At 42.6% G+C, this 19,014-nt stretch carries 17 protein-coding genes; all 17 read left to right on the forward strand.

Annotated elements, in window-relative coordinates:
- Nucleotides 1-3 precede the first annotated feature (3 nt).
- The 17 genes from spoIIIAF to PU629_RS08195 all read left to right on the forward strand — a co-directional run bounded on the left by spoIIIAF (nucleotide 4) and on the right by PU629_RS08195 (nucleotide 18,999).
- Nucleotides 4-654 (forward strand): stage III sporulation protein AF, encoded by a 651-nt coding sequence (spoIIIAF, locus tag PU629_RS08115; RefSeq protein WP_275283771.1) that lies wholly within the window; start codon nucleotides 4-6, stop codon nucleotides 652-654.
- Nucleotides 655-657: 3 nt separating this feature from the next.
- Nucleotides 658-1,320 carry a stage III sporulation protein AG gene (gene spoIIIAG, locus PU629_RS08120; RefSeq protein ID WP_275283772.1) on the forward strand — a complete coding sequence of 221 codons (663 nt, stop codon included), beginning with the start codon at nucleotides 658-660 and terminating at the stop codon, nucleotides 1,318-1,320.
- 13 nt (nucleotides 1,321-1,333) lie between these two features.
- Nucleotides 1,334-1,858 (forward strand): SpoIIIAH-like family protein, encoded by a 525-nt coding sequence (locus PU629_RS08125; protein ID WP_275283773.1) that lies wholly within the window; start codon nucleotides 1,334-1,336, stop codon nucleotides 1,856-1,858.
- Nucleotides 1,859-2,086: 228 nt separating this feature from the next.
- Nucleotides 2,087-2,566: an acetyl-CoA carboxylase biotin carboxyl carrier protein gene (gene accB, locus PU629_RS08130; protein WP_275283774.1), complete on the forward strand. Its 480-nt coding sequence runs from the start codon at nucleotides 2,087-2,089 to the stop codon at nucleotides 2,564-2,566.
- A gap of 9 nt (nucleotides 2,567-2,575) precedes the next feature.
- Nucleotides 2,576-3,928 carry an acetyl-CoA carboxylase biotin carboxylase subunit gene (gene accC, locus PU629_RS08135; RefSeq protein WP_275283775.1) on the forward strand — a complete coding sequence of 451 codons (1,353 nt, stop codon included), beginning with the start codon at nucleotides 2,576-2,578 and terminating at the stop codon, nucleotides 3,926-3,928.
- Nucleotides 3,929-3,987: 59 nt separating this feature from the next.
- On the forward strand, nucleotides 3,988-4,386 hold the full coding sequence (locus PU629_RS08140) for an Asp23/Gls24 family envelope stress response protein (protein ID WP_481900509.1): 399 nt from the start codon (nucleotides 3,988-3,990) through the stop codon (nucleotides 4,384-4,386).
- A 1,375-nt stretch (nucleotides 4,387-5,761) separates the two neighbouring features.
- Nucleotides 5,762-6,187, forward strand: coding sequence for a transcription antitermination factor NusB (nusB, locus tag PU629_RS08145; RefSeq protein ID WP_275283777.1), 426 nt, complete (start codon nucleotides 5,762-5,764; stop codon nucleotides 6,185-6,187).
- Nucleotides 6,184-7,035 (forward strand): bifunctional methylenetetrahydrofolate dehydrogenase/methenyltetrahydrofolate cyclohydrolase FolD, encoded by an 852-nt coding sequence (gene folD, locus PU629_RS08150; protein ID WP_275283778.1) that lies wholly within the window; start codon nucleotides 6,184-6,186, stop codon nucleotides 7,033-7,035. The genes nusB and folD overlap by 4 nt, the downstream gene beginning before the upstream one ends.
- 21 nt (nucleotides 7,036-7,056) lie before the next feature.
- Entirely contained in the window at nucleotides 7,057-8,412 is a 1,356-nt protein-coding gene (gene xseA, locus PU629_RS08155) for an exodeoxyribonuclease VII large subunit (protein ID WP_275283779.1), read from the forward strand.
- Nucleotides 8,405-8,671: an exodeoxyribonuclease VII small subunit gene (xseB, locus tag PU629_RS08160; RefSeq protein ID WP_275283780.1), complete on the forward strand. Its 267-nt coding sequence runs from the start codon at nucleotides 8,405-8,407 to the stop codon at nucleotides 8,669-8,671. Before xseA ends, xseB begins: the two co-directional genes overlap by 8 nt.
- Complete coding sequence (locus PU629_RS08165) at nucleotides 8,668-9,552, forward strand: polyprenyl synthetase family protein (RefSeq protein ID WP_275283781.1); 885 nt, start codon at nucleotides 8,668-8,670, stop codon at nucleotides 9,550-9,552. Before xseB ends, PU629_RS08165 begins: the two co-directional genes overlap by 4 nt.
- A gap of 847 nt (nucleotides 9,553-10,399) precedes the next feature.
- On the forward strand, nucleotides 10,400-12,301 hold the full coding sequence (gene dxs / locus PU629_RS08170) for a 1-deoxy-D-xylulose-5-phosphate synthase (protein ID WP_275283782.1): 1,902 nt from the start codon (nucleotides 10,400-10,402) through the stop codon (nucleotides 12,299-12,301).
- Nucleotides 12,298-13,116 (forward strand): TlyA family RNA methyltransferase, encoded by an 819-nt coding sequence (locus PU629_RS08175; RefSeq protein WP_275283783.1) that lies wholly within the window; start codon nucleotides 12,298-12,300, stop codon nucleotides 13,114-13,116. The genes dxs and PU629_RS08175 overlap by 4 nt, the downstream gene beginning before the upstream one ends.
- 114 nt (nucleotides 13,117-13,230) lie before the next feature.
- Nucleotides 13,231-14,937 carry a DNA repair protein RecN gene (gene recN, locus PU629_RS08180; protein WP_275283784.1) on the forward strand — a complete coding sequence of 569 codons (1,707 nt, stop codon included), beginning with the start codon at nucleotides 13,231-13,233 and terminating at the stop codon, nucleotides 14,935-14,937.
- Nucleotides 14,938-15,063: 126 nt separating this feature from the next.
- Nucleotides 15,064-16,338: a SpoIVB peptidase gene (gene spoIVB, locus PU629_RS08185; protein ID WP_275283785.1), complete on the forward strand. Its 1,275-nt coding sequence runs from the start codon at nucleotides 15,064-15,066 to the stop codon at nucleotides 16,336-16,338.
- A gap of 295 nt (nucleotides 16,339-16,633) precedes the next feature.
- Nucleotides 16,634-17,434 carry a sporulation transcription factor Spo0A gene (gene spo0A, locus PU629_RS08190; protein WP_275283786.1) on the forward strand — a complete coding sequence of 267 codons (801 nt, stop codon included), beginning with the start codon at nucleotides 16,634-16,636 and terminating at the stop codon, nucleotides 17,432-17,434.
- Nucleotides 17,435-18,231: 797 nt separating this feature from the next.
- On the forward strand, nucleotides 18,232-18,999 hold the full coding sequence (locus tag PU629_RS08195; RefSeq protein WP_275283787.1) for an ABC transporter ATP-binding protein: 768 nt from the start codon (nucleotides 18,232-18,234) through the stop codon (nucleotides 18,997-18,999).
- Nucleotides 19,000-19,014 lie beyond the last annotated feature (15 nt).

Below are 19,014 nucleotides of genomic sequence, written 5' to 3' on the forward strand. Positions count from 1 at the left end.
TAGATGCAGGCCGTCTCTAACTGGATTACGCAAATCATTTTCATCATTATGTTTGCCATGGTATTAGAACTCTTATTGCCGAACGAACGCTTTAATCGATATGTCAAGACAGTCATTGGATTAATCTTGATCCTAGTTCTATTAAATCCAATCATGAGTCTTTTTAACATGCCAGTGGAGTCCATTCTAAGTCAATTCAATCCCCCGGCAGAAAGCGACTCTATAAAAAATTCAATGAATGAGCAAAAAAAAGAAATAGAATCTGGACAACGTGCATATATTTCTAAACAAGTGGCTGTCCAAATGAAATCTTATGTGAAAGGGGAGTTGAGTAATCGCTATGGCCTCGCTATCCAAAACCTTAACCTAACATTAGATCCGAATGATCCCAATGTACCAAAACATATCACAGTGACTTTGGAGAAAACGCGGTCAGACTCACAAACACCAACACCCGCAGAGGACGATCAGGTGACAGTTGATTCCGTTTCAAAGGTAACCGTTGCTTCAGTCACTATCTCCCAAGATGGAACCGGTACAAAAGCTGCTGATAAGTCCTTTTCAAATGAAACAGCTGTAAAGAATTTTTTAGCAAAAGAATGGAATCTACCAAAAGACAAAATAACCCTCCAGTTGAAGGGAGGCGACACTTAACCGATGTCACCACAGGAGATGTGGAAGAAGATACTGGCAGCCGTCTCGACAAAAACGGGGAAATCACCAAAGAAACCGTTGAAAAACTTATTGATTTTACTAGGGATTGGCATCGCCTTGATGCTGCTGAGTCACTTTTACTCAGGTGGAGTGAAACCGAAAACACAGGCGACAGCGGAAACGGCAGGGACGCAAACGAGTTCAGATAAAGGGGCGTCACAACCTGCTTCACTTCTCAAGAAAACATCGGATCATCCACAAACGATGGACGAGTATGCCAGTTATTATGAGGACCGCTTGAAAAGTATGCTCGACAGCATGGCGGGAATTTCCAATGCTAAAGTCCTTGTGACTCTTAGTTCCGGGCCAGAACAAGTCTATCAGCAGGATGTCAAAACCTCTGACCAGAAGACAACTGAACACGATTCAAATGGAGGAACCCGCTCTACTGTCAATAAGAGCGATGACTCTTCACTAGTCACAATCGATCAGGGGAACGGGCAAAAGAGTCCTATATTAGTCACTGAAAAAGGTCCGACAGTCAAAGCGATTCTCGTTGTCGCGAATGGAGTGACACGACCATCAGCACAGGAACGTGTGATAAATGCGGTTAGTACGGTACTGGATGTACCTTCTTATAAAGTCTCTGTTCAGGAAAGAAAATAAGGGAGGAATTCAAATGGTTCTTAAAAAACAAACAGTTTGGTTACTTACGATGTTAAGTCTAATTATTGTTCTATCAGTCTATTACGTGACGACACCTTCAAAGACGCCAACAGCTGCGACGCAAAATACAGCAGCAAACAGCTCAAGCGATGCTAAAAAAGCTTCAAGTGCGAGCGCTGAAGATGATCAGTTTGCTACGTATAAGCTTCAACGAAATCAACAAGCCAGTAAAGAAGCTCAAAAATATGAAGCCGTTATTGCATCGGATTCAAGCTCCGTTCAACAAGTTAATGAAGCGACCAATCAGTTAAAAGCCTTGAATGATCAGTCTGAACAAGAATCGATGCTCGAACAAGAAATTATTTCAAAAGGTCTAGGAACAGATGCTGTGGTCACAACAGATGGTGATTATGCCCAAGTTTATGTGAAAGCGAAAAATCTCTCAAGTAAGCAAGCGTCTCAAATCATGCAAATGGTAGTGAATTCATCACTCGGTGTCCAATTTGCAAGTGTCAAATATCAAGGTGCCAATAGCTGAGATATCTAGAGATCCATTCAAGGAGAGGGCTTCTTAATAAGAGGCTCTCTTTTTTTAATACCTAGGTGCACATTTGTAATATTAGGAGATGAGACAAGAAAAAAAGATATGTGGTATAATGTCTTGGATAAAAGAGCTCATGCGGTGTTGAATTAAGTTTCCAAAGGTGTTTACTTAAAAATTAACTCAACAAACTTGAGCAATGTTTATTATAAGGAGTGCTAATTTGTGAAAATAGAAGACATTCGTGAAATCATTAAACTTGTAGATGAATCTTCCATTGAAGAATTTGAATTTGAAGAAAATGGGGCTAAAATGCTTCTAAAGAAACGCTCAACAGGAACAGGAACGGTTCAACTTCAAGCAGCACCTGCTCCTGTCGTACAACCTCAGGCTGTCACTGCAGGACAAGCACCATCCGCTCCTGTGGCCCAACAAGCGCAACAGGATGAGGTAGAGTCGGATAAATTACATAAAATTGTTTCACCTATGGTAGGGACGTTTTACGCGTCTTCTTCCCCAGATTCAGAGCCGTTTGTTAAGCCTGGAACAAAGGTATCCACTGATACAGTTGTCTGTATCGTAGAAGCCATGAAGCTTTTTAATGAAATTGAAGCTGATGTAAAAGGTGTTATTAAAGAAGTCTTGGTTGAAAATGGACAACTTGTAGAATATGGACAGCCGCTATTTCTTGTTGAAACGGAATAGGAGATTGTTATGATTAAAAAAGTATTAATAGCTAATCGTGGAGAAATTGCCGTTCGAATTATTCGGGCCTGTAAGGAATTGAACTTAGAGACAGTGGCTGTCTATTCCGAAGCAGACCGTGACGCACTTCACGTTCAATTGGCTGATGAGGCTTATTGCATAGGACCAACCGCTTCAAAAGACAGTTATTTAAACTATATGAATATAATGAGTGTAGCAACTTCAACAGGCGTGGATGCCATTCATCCTGGATACGGCTTTTTAGCTGAAAATGCAAGCTTTGCAGAAATTTGTCGCGAGTGTAACATCACCTTTATTGGCCCGAGTCCTGAAGCCATTGAAAAGATGGGGATAAAGGATGTAGCTAAGATCACGATGAAAGATGCAGGAGTTCCGGTCGTTCCTGGGTCTAATGGTGTTGTTGAGACCATTGAAGAAGCCATTGAAGTGGCGAATCAGATTGAGTACCCGGTCATTATTAAGGCAACAGCGGGCGGCGGCGGTAAAGGAATTCGCGTTGCTCGTGACGAAGAGTCCTTAAGAAAAGGGGTCGCGATTACCCAACAAGAAGCGGCTACAGCATTTGGTAATCCAGGTGTTTATATTGAGAAATATATCGAGGATTTCCGTCATGTGGAAATTCAAGTGTTAGCCGATAATCATGGAAACGTGATCCACTTAGGCGAGCGCGATTGTTCCATCCAAAGAAGGCTTCAGAAGCTAGTAGAAGAATCCCCATCACCTGCTCTTTCTCCAGAGAAACGCAGAGAAATGGGCGAAGCAGCGGTCAAAGCGGCTAAAGCCGTGAACTACTCCGGTGCGGGGACGATCGAATTTATTTATGATGTGAATGGCTTCTTCTATTTCATGGAGATGAATACACGCATTCAAGTGGAGCATCCTGTTACCGAGTATGTGACGGGAATTGACTTGATTAAGGAACAAATTAAGGTAGCAAATGGTGAAGAGCTGCAAATCGCACAAGAAGATGTCACCTTTAATGGCTGGGCCATTGAGTGCCGGATTAATGCTGAAAATCCTAAGAAGAACTTTATGCCTTCGCCTGGGCGAGTCGCTATGTATTTGCCTCCTGGTGGACCAGGGGTTCGAGTAGATTCAGCCGTTTACCCTGGCTATATGATCCCGCCTTACTATGACTCCATGGTGGCCAAAATCATTACTCATGGAGCTACACGTGAGGAAGCTGTTAATAAGATGAAACGTGCCTTAGGCGAAACGGTTGTAGATGGAATTGAAACCACTATTCCATTCCATATAAAATTATTCAATCATCCGGTATTTGTATCAGGGGATTTTAATACCAAGTTTTTGGAAACCTATCCAATTATGGATGAAGACTAAAGGAGGTTTTTTATATGGACGAAAAGAATCTATTTCTAGAAGATCTTGATGATTCTCAGATGTTTGACCTCGAAGAACAGGACAATGGATTAGGAAAAATTGAGATCTCACCAGAAGTTCTAGAAGTGATTGCAAGTCTTGCAGCAACCGAAGTGTCGGGTGTGGCCTCCATGCACGGCAGTTTTGCAACGGGTGTTGCTGAGAAGATGGGGCGTCGCAATTACGGAAAAGGCGTTCGAGTTGATCTTGGTGAAGAAGGCATTGTCATTGATGTTTCGCTTCATATGGTGTTCGGTGTCTCAATCCCCAAAGTCGCTCAACTTGTACAAGAAAATATCTCTCAAACCTTGCGAACCATGACAGCACTTGAAGTGAAGGCGATTAATGTTCATGTTGTTGGCATTGAATTTGAACAAGAAGATCGAAAACCAAATCAAGAGAAGCCAGCCAAAGGGTAAGGGTAACTCCCTCTAGTTCTAACTGTCGACAAAACCTCCAGAAAGGAGTAAGTCGACAGTTTTTTTATATTATAAGGAAGCATAGGTTGTACTTAAACGCTTAGAATTCAGCCAATAGGGAATCGTCGTTACACAAAAATGAAATAGGTGTAACGAGAATCCGCTATGCTTCCAAAAAGCCCCCGATTTGAGCGAATAGCGAATCGTCGTTACACAAAAATGAAATAGGTGTAACGAGAATCCGCTATGCTTCCAAAAAGGCTCTCGATTTGAGCGAATAGCGAATCGTCGTTACACAAAAATGAAATAGGTGTAACGAGACTACGCTATACTTCCAAAAAAGCCCTCGATTTGAGCGAATAGCGAATCGTCGTTACACAAAAATGAAATAGGTGTAACGAGACTACGCTATGCTTCCAAAAAAGCCCTCGATTTGAGCGAATAGCGAATCGTCGTTACACAAAAATGAAATAGGTGTAACGAGACTACGCTATGCTTCCAAAAAAGCTCGCGATTTGAGCGAATAGTGAATCGTCGTTACACAAAAATGAAATAGGTGTAACGAGACTACGCTATGCTTCCAAAAAAGCTCGCGATTTGAGCGAATAGTGAATCGTCGTTACACAAAAATGAAATAGGTGTAACGAGACTACGCTATGCTTCCAAAAAGGCTCTCGATTTGAGCGAATAGCGAATCGTCGTTACACAAAAATGAATGAGGTGTAACGAGACTACGCTATACTTCCAAAAAGCTCCCGATTTGAGCGAATAGCGAATCGTCGTTACACAAAAATGAAATAGGTGTAACGAGACTACGCTATGCTTCCAAAAAAGCCCCCGATTTGAGCGAATAGCGAATCGTCGTTACACAAAAATGAAATAGGTGTAACGAGAATCCGCTATACTTCCAAAAAAGCCCTCGATTTGGGCCAATAGTGAATCGTCGTTACACAAAAATGAAATAGGTGTAACGAGAATCCGCTATCGCCCTCCAAATGGGCCTTTTGAGAAATGAGGCGTAACGAGACTACGCTATCACCCTCTAAATAGGACGTTCGTGAAGTGAGGCGTAACGAGAGTACGCTAACTGTCTCTAAATGGAATTGTTTCAATTTTTTGTTTAAACAAGTTTGACGGTGTCCTTAAAGTTCAATGTTTCACACATATGATTTCTTAAAAAAATTATGGTATGATCGTACAAGATACGTGCGTGAGTCTATTAATCATAATTTGAGTTTGTTTTTAAAAGACTAGGACTAAAGGGATTTTACGTATAAAGCGAGTTTGGTTTTCGCCGAATAATAAAGAGTAAAATTGATGAAAATGGTCTTTATAAAAAGACGGCAGTAATCGCAACGTCAAAGGAGTCGACAAAATGAAGCGTAGAGTAGCAAGAGAAAAAGCCCTGCAAACCCTTTTCCAAATGCAGGTTGGTAAAATATCGGCCGAAGAAGCCCTTGAGAATGTCATGGAAGATGCCACGACTGAGGACAAGCAGGATCCATTTCTTCTAGAACTTGTCAGAGAGACCGCTCAACATCTTGAGGCGATTGATGACATTATCAAACGTTATTTGAGACATTTTTCCATTGACCGTTTGGCTAATGTGGATCGAGCTATTCTTCGCTTAGGAATTTGTGAATTATTATACATAAAGGAAATTCCAGAGAAGGTCACCTTAAATGAAATGATTGAACTGGCAAAAGCATTCGGGGATGAGGATTCACGCCGTTTTACAAATGGAGTGCTGTCCAATGTTTTGAGAGGAAAATTAGAGGAAGAAAAGGGGAACGAGGAATGACAGCTGAGTTGATCAGTGGGAAAGAAGTGGCCCAAGCCAAACGGCAGGATTTGAAGCAACAAGCAGCTGCTCTTAAGGAAAAAGGGATCGTCCCTGGTCTTGTCGTTCTTCTTGTTGGGGAAAACCCAGCCTCACTTTCTTATGTCAAAGGAAAAGTCAAAGCCTGTGAAGAAGTGGGAATCTATTCGGAGTTGAAGCGCTATCCGGAAACGATTACAGAAGAGGCGCTTTTAAAGGAAATTGAGCATTACAATAAGGCTGACCATATTGATGGGATCCTCGTTCAATTACCGCTTCCTGATCACATCTCCGAACATAAGGTCATCGATACGATCTCACCCGAAAAGGACGTGGATGGCTTTCATCCTATTAATGTCGGGCGAATGGTAACCGGGCAGGATGCTTTTCTTTCCTGTACCCCTTATGGCATCGTTGAAATGATAAAGTATAAAAATATCCCTATTTCAGGGAAACATGTGGTGATCGTCGGCCGAAGCAATATTGTCGGAAAGCCCGCTTCTTTGCTTTTTTTAAGAGAAAATGCGACCGTCTCGATTGCTCATTCCCGGACAACAAATCTATCTGAAATCACGAGACAAGCGGATATTCTGGTAGTGGCAGCCGGTCGGGAAAACCTTGTGTCAGGTGACGACATTAAAGAAGGGGCCGTTGTCATTGATGTGGGCATGAATCGAAGTGCTAAAGGGAAATTAGTCGGGGATGTTCATTTTGAATCGGCGAAAGAAAAAGCTTCCTATATCACACCTATCCCGGGCGGAGTCGGCCCCATGACGATCACCATGCTGTTAGCTAACACTCTTCAATCAGCGAAAAAACGTTCTTTATAAGTGTTGAAGGGGGGCCATGAGTTGACTGAACAAAAGGCTGCTATAACCATTACTCAATTGACACGCTATCTCAAACGCGTGATAGAGGGGAATCGCCACTTGCAAGATGTATGGCTTCGTGGTGAAATTTCCAATTTTAAGCGTCACAGCCGTGGACATATGTATTTAACTTTAAAGGATGAGCAGTCTCGTCTTCAAGCAGTGATGTTTGCAGCAGACAATGCGAGACTCCTTTTTAAACCAGAAGATGGCATGAAAGTATTGGTCCGTGGACAAGTTTCAGTCTATGAACCCTATGGTCAGTACCAATTATATATTAAAGAAATGCAGCAAGATGGGATCGGTAACCTCTACCTCGCCTTTGAGCAACTGAAGAAAAAGCTTGAGGAGGAAGGCCTTTTTGACCCTCAGTTTAAAAAGCCTCTTCCTGCCTATCCTAATAAAATTGGGGTGATTACGTCCCCGACTGGTGCGGCTATACGAGATGTTTTTACAACGATAAAAAGACGTTTTCCAAGAGCCTCCTTATTTGTTTTTCCGGTTCATGTTCAAGGTGAATTAGCGGCCCCAGCGATCGTAAAAGCAATCGAAACCGCCAATGCTTTACGACAGGTGGATGTTTTGATTGTTGGCAGAGGGGGAGGATCGATTGAGGATCTGTGGGCTTTTAATGAAGAGAAGGTTGCACGGGCCATTTTTCAATCCGCCTTACCGATCATTTCAGCTGTTGGTCACGAAACCGATTTTACGATTGCCGACTTTGTCGCAGATGTGCGGGCGGCCACCCCAACCGCAGCGGCAGAACTTGCTGTGCCGCATCTGCATGATCTAGAAGCCAGATTGACGGATCGTCTCACAAGATTAGCGCTCTTAATGCGAAACAAATTAGTCCGTGAACAGGAACGCTTAAAGGCTTTGGAAAGATCCTATGCCTTCCGCTCCCCTCTTCAACTGATTCGGCAAAAGGAGCAGGACTTAGATCGTTTGTGGGAACGGTTGACAACACGAATGGCCCATCATGTTCAAAAAACCAATACCGCTTTGACCCAGATGGACCGGTTGTTATTTAAACACCATCCCGAATCTCAAGTGAATCGGTCCGCCAAAGATCTTGAGCACATGACTGGACGTCTGACTCGGAGTATGGCGGCTCTTCAAAAGACGAAGCAGCAATCTTTCCGATTTACTTTGAGTCAGTTGAACGCCCTCAGTCCACTTGCAATTATGGAAAGAGGCTACAGCTTAACTTATAAGAAGGGAACCATTGTCAAGCGGGTTGATCAAGTACAAGTCGAGGACGAGCTTGCGGTCAAGCTTACAGATGGTTCAATTGACGTAAAAGTTATGAAGAAAAAAGGGGATAACTTAAATGACTGATTCGCAAAGTTCAATAGAGGTGTCAACTGAAGAGAACCAAACTTTTGAAGGGGCGATGGCTGAACTCGAAGCCATTGTTAAAAAGCTTGAAGAGAATGATGTCCCGTTAGAAGAAGCCATTGCCCTATTCCAAAAAGGAATGGGTCTATCAAAAATTTGCCATCAAAAACTACAAAAAGTAGAGAAACAAATGGATCAAATTTTGCATGAAGATGGGACCTTCCAGCCTTTTAAGCTAGAAGAGGATGAGCTTGGATGATAACAGAAATGACCACTTATTTAAGTGAGCAGCAAAAATTAATCGAAGAGCATTTAGAACGGCTCATTGCACGTTTAGAAGGACCAGAGCGGCTGCGGGCTTCTATGATCTATTCGCTTCAGGCAGGCGGGAAACGGCTTCGGCCTATTCTGCTCCTAGCTGTCATTGATGCGCTGGGCAAGAATTGCGAATGGGGATTAGATGCTGCCTGTTCTCTGGAAATGCTCCATACCTATTCCTTGATTCATGATGATTTGCCTGCCATGGATAACGACGATCTCAGGCGCGGCAAACCCACGAATCATATTGAATTTGATGAAGCAACTGCTATATTAGCAGGTGATGCGCTCTTAACCTATAGCTTTGAATGCTTGGCCCGGGCGAGTGCTTTATCGTCTGAAACCAAGATAAAACTGATACAAATGCTGGCAAAAGCGGCAGGCCCAGAAGGAATGGTTGGCGGGCAGATGAACGATTTGCAGGCAGAAGGTCAACAAATCACTCTTAGTGAGCTTGAGAGCGTTCATCGGCGTAAAACAGGTCGACTCTTAACTTATGCCATCGTTGCGGGAGCTGTTATTGGAGAAGCGACTTGTCAGCAATTAGCGGCATTAGAAGCATTTAGCGATCACTTGGGTATGGCTTTTCAAATCAAAGATGATATCTTAGACGTGGAGGGTGATGAAGCCCTTCTTGGAAAACCGGTTGGTAGTGATGAAACCAATCAAAAGAGTACCTATCCGGGTCTATTGACTTTGGAGGGAGCGAAGGAAGCGATGCAAACACATTACTTAAGTGCGCTCTCCTTTTTAGAAAAGGCACACGTTAATGGGACAAGACTTGAAGCATTAACGCGTTATATAATTGAAAGAACGGTGTAAATGTTAACTTGAATAGAATTAAAGTTAACGTTGGAAAAGCCATCCATTGAGTCACTTTACGGTTTGTGGTAAAATAGATTTGTAGCAATACGGTGGTGCAGTATTCTAGTCAGTCACCCACTTCTGAGGGCGGGCCTAAAAATCCGCCAAAGGGCACATCGATGAAGTTCCTGGTATCGGCTCGGGGCGCCCAGCCTTGGGTCGATGTTGGGAGTAAAGAATGTAGGGCGATCCACAATGGCATGTGGGCGATGACCCTGCATTCGCGGAGACTCTGCATGACAAACATGCAGTGGAAAACCTGTGATTTAGGGGCCTTTGTAGGAAAGGAACGACCCCGCACAGCGTAGCCTGCCTTGAGTGGATCTCGAGGGGATTATGACACACTGGATCGAGTTTGTTTGGCCGATAAGTTCTAGATCCAAGTCATATGAAATCGAATCTGCAAAAGAGGCTAGGAAGTGGCCTTGGCTGTAGAGGAAAACTCCTAGACTGTTCTATCTGACATTTGAAGGGGATTATAGTGCGGACTAAGTGGCGATCCAGTTCGGCGTTTGGCGACAGCGCCGGTAAGGCCTTAATAGGAAACTGCCTGAGCGGCAACGCTTGGGTGGCTTTATGGGAAAACCTACTGGACCTAAGCCGCAGCGTTTACTCTTCAAATGACCACCACATTACATATATTGGTTGTTATTTTTGTCTAAGATTAGTGAAAACTCGACAAGTTTGTTAAAATAATAAAAGACATTCAAAAACCGTTATCACCCCATGTGTTAGCGGTTTTTTTTCCAATGTATGAACTAAGACAGATTTTAAAATTGACTTGATGAATAGGTGTGAAGCGCTTATGGAACTGACGGAGATTCAAGACCCTCGATTTCTAAAGAAAATGGATAAACAAGAACTTGAGGCGTTAGCAAAACAAATCCGGATGTTTTTAATTGAAAAATTAGCAGTAACAGGCGGACATTTAGCTCCGAATTTAGGAGTGGTTGAATTAACTTTGGCTTTGCATAAACTTTTTAATAGCCCAAAAGATAAATTGATCTGGGATGTCGGCCATCAATCTTATGTCCATAAAATCTTAACAGGCAGAGCCTCACAATTTGAGACACTTCGCCAATATAAAGGATTGTGCGGCTTTCCTAAACGTTCCGAGAGCCCTCATGATGTTTGGGAGACAGGACACAGTTCCACTTCCCTTTCCGCTGCTATGGGAATGGCAGCAGCCCGTGATATAAAAGGCACGGACGAAAAGATCATCGCTATAATCGGAGATGGGGCTCTAACGGGAGGCATGGCATTAGAAGCCCTTAACCATATTGGACATGAGAAGAAAGACATCATTATCGTTTTGAATGATAATGAAATGTCGATTGCTCCAAACGTCGGCGCTTTGCACAATATGCTCGGAAGATTGCGAACAGCAGGGCGATACCAAAAGGTAAAAGATGATATCGAATATTTGATGAAGAAAATCCCTGCCTTTGGCGGAAAGATTGCGGGCGCAGCCGAGCGAGTGAAAGATACACTCAAATATTTAGTTGTATCGGGTATTTTCTTTGAAGAACTCGGTATTACTTATCTCGGACCGGTTGACGGCCATAATTTAGATAATTTAATCGAAAATCTTAACTATGCCAAGAAAACTAAAGGACCGGTCTTAGTTCATGTCTTGACTCAAAAGGGCAAGGGCTATTATCCTGCTGAGTCCGATGCTGTTGGCACATGGCATGGGACGGGCCCTTACAAGATTGAATCCGGGGATCTGATTAAACCAGTCGATGCTCCGCCAAGTTACAGCAAAGTCGTCGGCGATACGCTAACCCGACTCGGAAAAGAAGAGGAGCGCTTGGTAGTGATTACCCCTGCCATGAAAGTGGGATCGAAATTAGAATCCTTTGCTTCCCAATTTCCCAATCGTTTTTTTGATGTTGGAATTGCTGAGCAGCATGCTGCCACCATGGCAGCAGGGCTCGCTACACAAGGTATGAAGCCGGTTCTATCCATTTATTCAACCTTTATGCAGCGAGCTTATGATCAATTGATCCATGATATTTGCCGACAAAACTTAAATGTTGTCATCGCGGTAGATCGTTCAGGGCTTGTTGGAGCCGACGGAGAAACGCATCAAGGTGTGTTTGATGTCGCCTTCTTAAGAAGCATTCCAAATATAAAGATTCTGATGGGTAAGGATGAAAATGAGCTCCAACATTTGATCTACACAGCTCTTAAGCAGGATGGCCCTGTTGCGGTGCGATTGCCAAGAGGAAATGGTGTGGGTGTCGAGATGGACAAGGATCTCAAACTTTTGCCAATCGGCAAATGGGAGGTTCTTAAAGAAGGAAAGGACGCGGTTATTCTTTCTTATGGTCCAAGTCTAGAAAATGCCTTAGAAGCCCATGAACAGCTTCTTAAAAAAGGCATAAGTGTGGAAGTGATTAATGCGCGAAGCATTAAGCCAATGGATGAGGAAATGCTCAAAATACTTGCCAAACGCCATTTACCAATTGTCATTTTTGAAGAAGCTGTTGAAAAAGGAAGCTTCGGAAGCGGTGTGTTAGAGTTCTACAGTCAGCATGGTGAGCATCACGTGGAGATCGAAATCATGGGTATCCCGGATCGGTTTATCGAACATGGCAGTGTCTCGAAGCTTTTGCAAGAGATCCATTTGACGACAGAAGACCTCGTTGAAAAGATCAAAGCGCTTGTACCTGTTAATGAGAAGCAGAGGGCTTACCTGAGATGAAGGAACGTGTCGATCTGTTATTAGTGAAACGTGGATTGTTTGACTCGCGAGAAAAAGCACAAAGAGCCATTATGGCTGGCCTTGTATATAGCGAAAATGAACGGATAGATAAGCCTGGCACCAAATTCGAGGAGTCGATCTCCCTGCGCGTTAAAGGGGATCCGCTTCCCTATGTTGGGCGCGGCGGATTAAAGCTTGAGAAGGCCTTGAAAGTATTTGACTTCGATGTTTCTGGGAAACTCATGCTCGATATTGGGGCTTCAACAGGGGGCTTCACAGATTGCGCCCTTCAAAATGGTGCAAAGCGTGTCTATGCCCTTGATGTTGGCTTTAATCAGCTGGCCTGGAAGCTCCGCAATGATGAACGCGTCATCGTCATGGAACGAACCAATTTCCGCCATGCATCACCGGCTGATTTTAAGGTGGGCCAACCTGAAGTCGCAACCATGGATGTTTCGTTTATCTCGCTCAAACTCATGCTGCCGCCGTTAAAAGAGATTCTGGTAGAAGAAGGCGAAGCAGTGGCTCTTATTAAGCCGCAGTTTGAAGCAGGCCGTGAAGATGTGGGTAAGAAGGGGATTGTCAGAGATCCCGCTGTACACGAACGTGTCATTACAGATATCCTTGATTTTGCCTCAGTGACCGGCTTTCAGTGCCTAGGTCTTGATTATTCGCCGATCACAGGTGGAGACGGGAATATTGAATTTCTTGCCCATTTGAAAAAGACTGACTTAAATACGTCCAGCCTGAATCATTCTGAAATTGAAGCAGTTGTGCAAAAAGCTCATCGAGAATTAAGAGACAACAAGAGATGAAGAACCTAGTTGTTAGGTTCTTCTTTTCTGTTAAAAAATAAGCAATTAGGCTTGACCGTTCTCATTTCTTCTCTATATAGTAAAAGTGAAGAGCTTGCCCTAGGAGGACATTCAATGTTAGCAGAGCTTCGAATTGAAAACTTTGCCATAATCGAAAAATTGACGATCTCATTTAATCAAGGATTAACGGTTATAACAGGTGAGACAGGAGCAGGGAAGTCCATTATTATTGATGCCATCAGCCTTCTTGTCGGTGGAAGAGGCTCCTCTGAATACGTTCGCCATGGTACGGAGCAAGCCGATATTGAAGCCTTATTTGAGATTCCAAGTGATCCTGAGCATAGTCTTAATGTTATCTTAAAAGAATTCGGAATTGACGTTCAGGACGATATGATCATTCTAAGAAGAACCATACATAAAAATGGAAAAAGTATATGCCGAGTTAACGGCCGCCTTGTTACGATCTCGCAGATTCGTGAAATCGGCCAATATTTAATCGATGTCCATGGTCAGCATGAACACCAGGAATTAATGGTAGCTGATCTTCATATTAAGCTGTTAGACCGAATGGGCGGAGAGCATCTGGAAACGGTCAAAAAAACGTATACAGAGCTCTATGATAAGGCCCTTGCCATTCAAAAGGAAATTGAAAAATGGTCGAAAAATGAACAGGAAGCGGCAGCGCGTCTCGATTTACTTGGTTTTCAAATTCAAGAAATCGAAGCCGCTCATCTTGATCCAGAAGAAGAGCCCCAGCTGCTAGAAGAAAGACAGCGGTTTGCTAACTTTGAGAAATTATTTAAGGGATTAAATCGCAGTTACGGGGCGCTGAACGATGACCATCGAACGTTGGACAGTTTTAGAGAAGCCTTGTTTGAGATGGAAACATTGATGGGGTTAGACGCTCATTTGGATACCATTTATGAGAACATGTCCAACAGCTTTTATTTATTAGAAGAACAGGTCCATCAGTTAAGCCAATATATAGATGAGTTAGAATATGATCCTTCCCGGGTCGATCTAGTTGAAGCGCGGCTGGATGAATTGAATCACCTTAAGAGAAAATACGGACGGACAATTGAAGAAGTCCTTTCCTATTATGAAGATATAAAAAAAGAGTTTGACCAATTAACGGATCGCGATCTCACGATAGGAAACCTTGAGAAACAATATAAGGAGCTTCTATTGTCCCTTAATCAAGCGGGTGATGCCTTAACTAAAATCCGACAAGAAGAGGCCGAGCGATTAGATGAAGCGATTAATCGAGAACTAAAGGACTTGTATATGGAAAAGGCGTCGTTTAAGGTTTCCATTCAGCCAATCGAGGTCACGGAGGATATCCGAACTTTTTCGCGTCATGGAAAGGAACGTGTCGAATTTCTGATCACGACTAACCCAGGCGAACCTTTAAAACCGCTCTCAAAAATTGCTTCTGGCGGTGAATTGTCACGGATTATGCTGGCCATTAAATCGCATTTTAAATCTTATAGAGGCACGACTTCCATCATATTTGATGAAGTGGACACAGGCGTAAGCGGCCGAGTGGCACAAGCCATGGGAGAAAAAATATACGCCCTTTCCAAAGGCTCCCAAGTTTTTTGCATTACCCATTTGCCTCAAGTGGCGTCTATGGCGGATAGCCATCTTTATATTTCAAAAGAAGTTAGTGATAATCGAACGACGACGAGTGTTTCCGAACTGAAGGGTGAGGAACAAGTAGCAGAGCTTGCGCGAATGATCTCAGGCGTTGAAATGACCGATTTAACAAAGCAGCATGCGAAGGAACTACTCGAGCTTGCCTATAAAAGAAAAAGGGAATGACACCAAAGCTATCCAACCATGGATAGCTTTTTTCTGTCAGGAGGACTTATATTTTGACACAAGAAAGGCAAAGTTAATAAAGCAAACAAAGAAAAAGGTGTAGGTTAGAAGCAAGGAGAGTGACAAATGAAAAAGTCAGACTGGCTCAAACAGACTTGCGGATTAATTCTCCTTGGCTTCTTGATAAGCCTGGGATTTATACAACCTGTACAAGCTTTTATTAATATTCCACAACATGTCACACTTATAGACCATCAGAAAGAATCCTTTCCTGCAATGGCTTCTGTTCATTCTTCTAATCAAGAGGTTGTCACAGCATTCTCTGGAAAAAAATCAATATCCGTTGAAGGGCATGCCGTCGGAGATTCTTCCATGATTGTTTCCGTCGGTCATTTTCCTGCTAAGAAGGTGGACGTCGAGGTGTTGCCTGATATTCGTTTAATCCCCGGTGGCGAATCCATTGGTGTCAAGCTCAACTCTATTGGGGTCCTAGTCGTCGGCTTTCATTTAATTCACACAACTAACGGAGAGGAATCCCCTGCTGAAACAGCCGGTTTAAAAATTGGCGATATTATTACCCACATCAATAAGCAAAAAGTAGAGAGCATGTCCGATGTTAAGCAACTCGTGACAGAAAATGGTGATCATGCTCTTGATATAACCATACTAAGAGACGAAAAGAAGAAGCACGTAACCCTTAAACCAGTTAAAGATCAAACCGATCAAAACTATCGCATTGGTCTTTACATCAGGGACTCTGCTGCAGGTATCGGGACTTTAACTTTCTATGATCCAAAGAGCAAGAAATATGGGGCATTGGGTCATGTCATCTCTGATTCGGATACAAAGGAACCGATTCAAGTTCATGATGGTCAGGTGCTCCGCTCTGAGGTAACCGGGATCGATAAAGGGACTTCCGGTCATCCTGGAGAAAAAATAGCTAATTTTACTCCAAATACGGATCCGATCGGTGACATTACCCAAAACACACCGTTTGGGATCTATGGGAAGCTGACTGAAGTCCTGAAGAATGGCATTTATGATAAGCCGATGCCGATCGCCCTATCGAATGAGGTTAAAAAAGGCCCGGCGCAAATCTTGACGGTTGTTAATGGTCAAGAAGTAAAAGCTTATGATATTTCTATTGTTAACTCAGTCGACCAAAAATTCCCTGCAACAAAAGGCTTGGTTCTAAAAATTACAGATCCAAGATTACTTTCCAAAACCGGTGGGATCATACAAGGCATGAGTGGAAGTCCAATTATACAAGATGGGAAAATTATTGGAGCGGTCACCCATGTGTTTGTCAATGACCCAACATCAGGATATGGATGCCACATTGAATGGATGCTCCAACAAGCTGGAATAGGATTATATCAGGACCAAAAGGAAGCGAGCTAATCACAGCTCGTTTTTCTTTTTTCTCCATTTTGTAACAGGGATTACAAATACGTAACATCCTTTTTTTACATCTATTTTATTTTGGGGAAGTCATGTATCATAAAGTATGAGAATCCGTAAACATTTTTCGACAAACGAGTCGGATTGAGTCGAAATCACGAGTAAATGAGAGTATTCGTAAGAAAGAGGAAAAAAACTTAGAAAAAATGCATAAAATTAAAAGGATAACTCGAATCGATGTCGAAGATTTATTAGAGCAACAAAAGAGCGAAACCTATAGAGGAGGAAAATTTTTGTGGAAAAAATCAGGGTATGTCTGACAGACGATAATCAGGAACTTGTACACTTAATTGAGGAGTATGTGTCTGTTTTAGAGGACATTGAAATTGTAGGAACAGCATATAACGGGCAGGACTGCCTATCAATGATAGAGGAATGTGAACCAGATGTTCTTTTGCTTGATATCATAATGCCTCATTTGGATGGTTTAGGGGTTTTAGAACAAATCCGATCAAATAGTGGGATCGCTCAACCCAATATCATTATGTTAACTGCTTTCGGACAAGAGGATGTCACCAAGAAAGCATTGGACCTTGGCGCTTCTTATTTTATCCTGAAGCCATTTGATATGGAAAATCTGATTAATAATATTCGTCAAGTGTATGGAAGTAAAATCCCGACTATTCAGAAACCAACACGATCTGCTTCCTTCTCTGGAGCCGGTCGACCGGTTTCTAAAACTCAAAATTTAGATGCGAATATCACGAGTATTATTCATGAAATTGGCGTGCCTGCTCATATTAAAGGGTACATGTATCTCCGAGAAGCCATTTCAATGGTCTATAATGACATTGAATTATTGGGTTCCATAACAAAGGTTTTATACCCTGATATCGCCAAAAAATTTAAAACGACATCGAGCCGTGTCGAACGGGCGATTCGTCATGCCATTGAAGTGGCTTGGAGCCGTGGAAACATTGATTCCATTTCAAGTCTTTTTGGATATACCGTTTCCATGTCTAAAGCGAAACCAACTAATAGTGAATTCATCGCCATGGTAGCCGATAAGCTCCGAATCGAGCATAAGGCGGGCTAAGTAACGCGGGGAAAGAAAATTGAGGGTTAGGGTTAACCCTATACATTATAGAGAAGACAACTTGTTTTTGGACTACATACACATAAACTTATCTATTTCACCCAGTGAATCGGGAAAGATTTGTTGGGTGTTTAATTTGTTTGGCTGCAGTCAAAAAAGAGATCGTTGTCTCCCGAATCGAAAACCAAAGAGGTTAGGACAGACGTATGTTACGAATAGAAAAAACCGAACTTATTCACGCCTTTTAACGTGATGGGTTCGGTTTTTTATTTATAAGTTAAGCAATTTATGAAACACTCCGTCAAAATATGTCGCTTTCCGGGGGGGCACGGCCTCAGCCTCTTCAGCAAGGAAAACGTTTGCTTGCGGGGTCTTCAGACACGTGCTGTTCCCGCAGGCGTCTCCGTATTTTGACTACGCTATCTACTTGTTTCTGTATTTATAAACATTTAGTGTTCGGAATTTAAGTCAGTTAATTTAGTTTTGTCCAAGCCTCCTTTGGTTTTAATTCGGATTCAGCGAAAGCTTCAGACGTTCATTTATCTGTTGCGGATAACGATTCATGGGAATACTTAATGGAGCAGGCTCAGGCTGTATGCACATGGACTTATGGCAATGAATGAAAGAGTTGAGGGATAATGACAGTCCTCAAGCTCTTTTTCTTTTTGATGAAACGTGACAAACTTGTAAGGTTTGACTGGTATTTTGAAAGCTAAATCAATGGGTCTCTCAATCCAATTGATCTATAGTGAAAGAGTAAAGCAAGACTTGAAAGTTTACGAAGTGGAGGCGTTGGTGTGAGTCAAATTGTTGTGAATGCAAAAAACATTTATAAAATCTTCGGGAAGAAACATGAAAATCAGTTTTCAGCCTTAAATGATGTCTCTTTTACCATTAAAAAAGGTGAATTTGTTGGAGTCATGGGGCCATCCGGTGCGGGTAAAACCACCCTTCTAAATGTTATTTCCACTTTAGAGAAACCGACAAATGGCACGGTCGAAATCTCGGATGTTGAGATCACCAAGATGAAGCAAAGGGAGCTGGATGATTTTCGCTCAACCCAATTGGGCTTTATTTTTCAAGATTTTAATTTATTGGAGAACCTCACTGTTTATGAAAATATTGCGTTGCCTTTATCGCTCCAAGGGGTTTCCTCAAGAAAAATTAAACCAAGGGTGGAAACGGTAGCGAAAAAATTAGGAATTGAATCGATCTTAGAGAAATATCCTGCGACGATCTCGGGTGGTCAAAAGCAACGGGCTGCCGCTGCAAGAGCGCTTGTACATGAGCCAGCTATCATTCTCGCGGATGAGCCGACTGGCGCCCTCGATTCAAAAAATGCCAAAAGTTTGATGGAGGCACTCGTTGATTTAAATCGTCGTGATGAGGTGACTATTATGCTGGTGACCCATGATCCTCTAAGTGCCAGTTACTGTAAGCGAATATTATTTATCCAAGACGGCCTGCTTTATAAAGAAATTTACCGAGAAGGATCTACAAATGAATTTCATCAACACATTTTAAATGTTCTGTCTGAGTTTGCCACAACAGATGTTGATGAGTAGAAGGGAGGACTTTCT

Origin of the sequence: Pullulanibacillus sp. KACC 23026 (assembly GCF_029094525.1) — a bacterium.
GTDB lineage: Bacteria > Bacillota > Bacilli > Bacillales > Sporolactobacillaceae > KACC-23026.

What these genes read in the sequence shown, in the direction of transcription:
- spoIVB (WP_275283785.1), top strand. Translation starts at nt 15,064, where the DNA reads ATGAAAAAGTCAGACTGGCTCAAACAGACTTGCGGATTAATTCTCCTT.
- PU629_RS08175 (WP_275283783.1), top strand. Translation starts at nt 12,298, where the DNA reads ATGAAGGAACGTGTCGATCTGTTATTAGTGAAACGTGGATTGTTTGAC.
- dxs (WP_275283782.1), top strand. Translation starts at nt 10,400, where the DNA reads ATGGAACTGACGGAGATTCAAGACCCTCGATTTCTAAAGAAAATGGAT.
- PU629_RS08165 (WP_275283781.1), top strand. Translation starts at nt 8,668, where the DNA reads ATGATAACAGAAATGACCACTTATTTAAGTGAGCAGCAAAAATTAATC.
- spoIIIAG (WP_275283772.1), top strand. Translation starts at nt 658, where the DNA reads ATGTCACCACAGGAGATGTGGAAGAAGATACTGGCAGCCGTCTCGACA.
- recN (WP_275283784.1), top strand. Translation starts at nt 13,231, where the DNA reads ATGTTAGCAGAGCTTCGAATTGAAAACTTTGCCATAATCGAAAAATTG.
- folD (WP_275283778.1), top strand. Translation starts at nt 6,184, where the DNA reads ATGACAGCTGAGTTGATCAGTGGGAAAGAAGTGGCCCAAGCCAAACGG.
- accC (WP_275283775.1), top strand. Translation starts at nt 2,576, where the DNA reads ATGATTAAAAAAGTATTAATAGCTAATCGTGGAGAAATTGCCGTTCGA.
- PU629_RS08140 (WP_481900509.1), top strand. Translation starts at nt 3,988, where the DNA reads ATGTTTGACCTCGAAGAACAGGACAATGGATTAGGAAAAATTGAGATC.
- spoIIIAF (WP_275283771.1), top strand. Translation starts at nt 4, where the DNA reads ATGCAGGCCGTCTCTAACTGGATTACGCAAATCATTTTCATCATTATG.
- PU629_RS08125 (WP_275283773.1), top strand. Translation starts at nt 1,334, where the DNA reads ATGGTTCTTAAAAAACAAACAGTTTGGTTACTTACGATGTTAAGTCTA.
- xseB (WP_275283780.1), top strand. Translation starts at nt 8,405, where the DNA reads ATGACTGATTCGCAAAGTTCAATAGAGGTGTCAACTGAAGAGAACCAA.
- nusB (WP_275283777.1), top strand. Translation starts at nt 5,762, where the DNA reads ATGAAGCGTAGAGTAGCAAGAGAAAAAGCCCTGCAAACCCTTTTCCAA.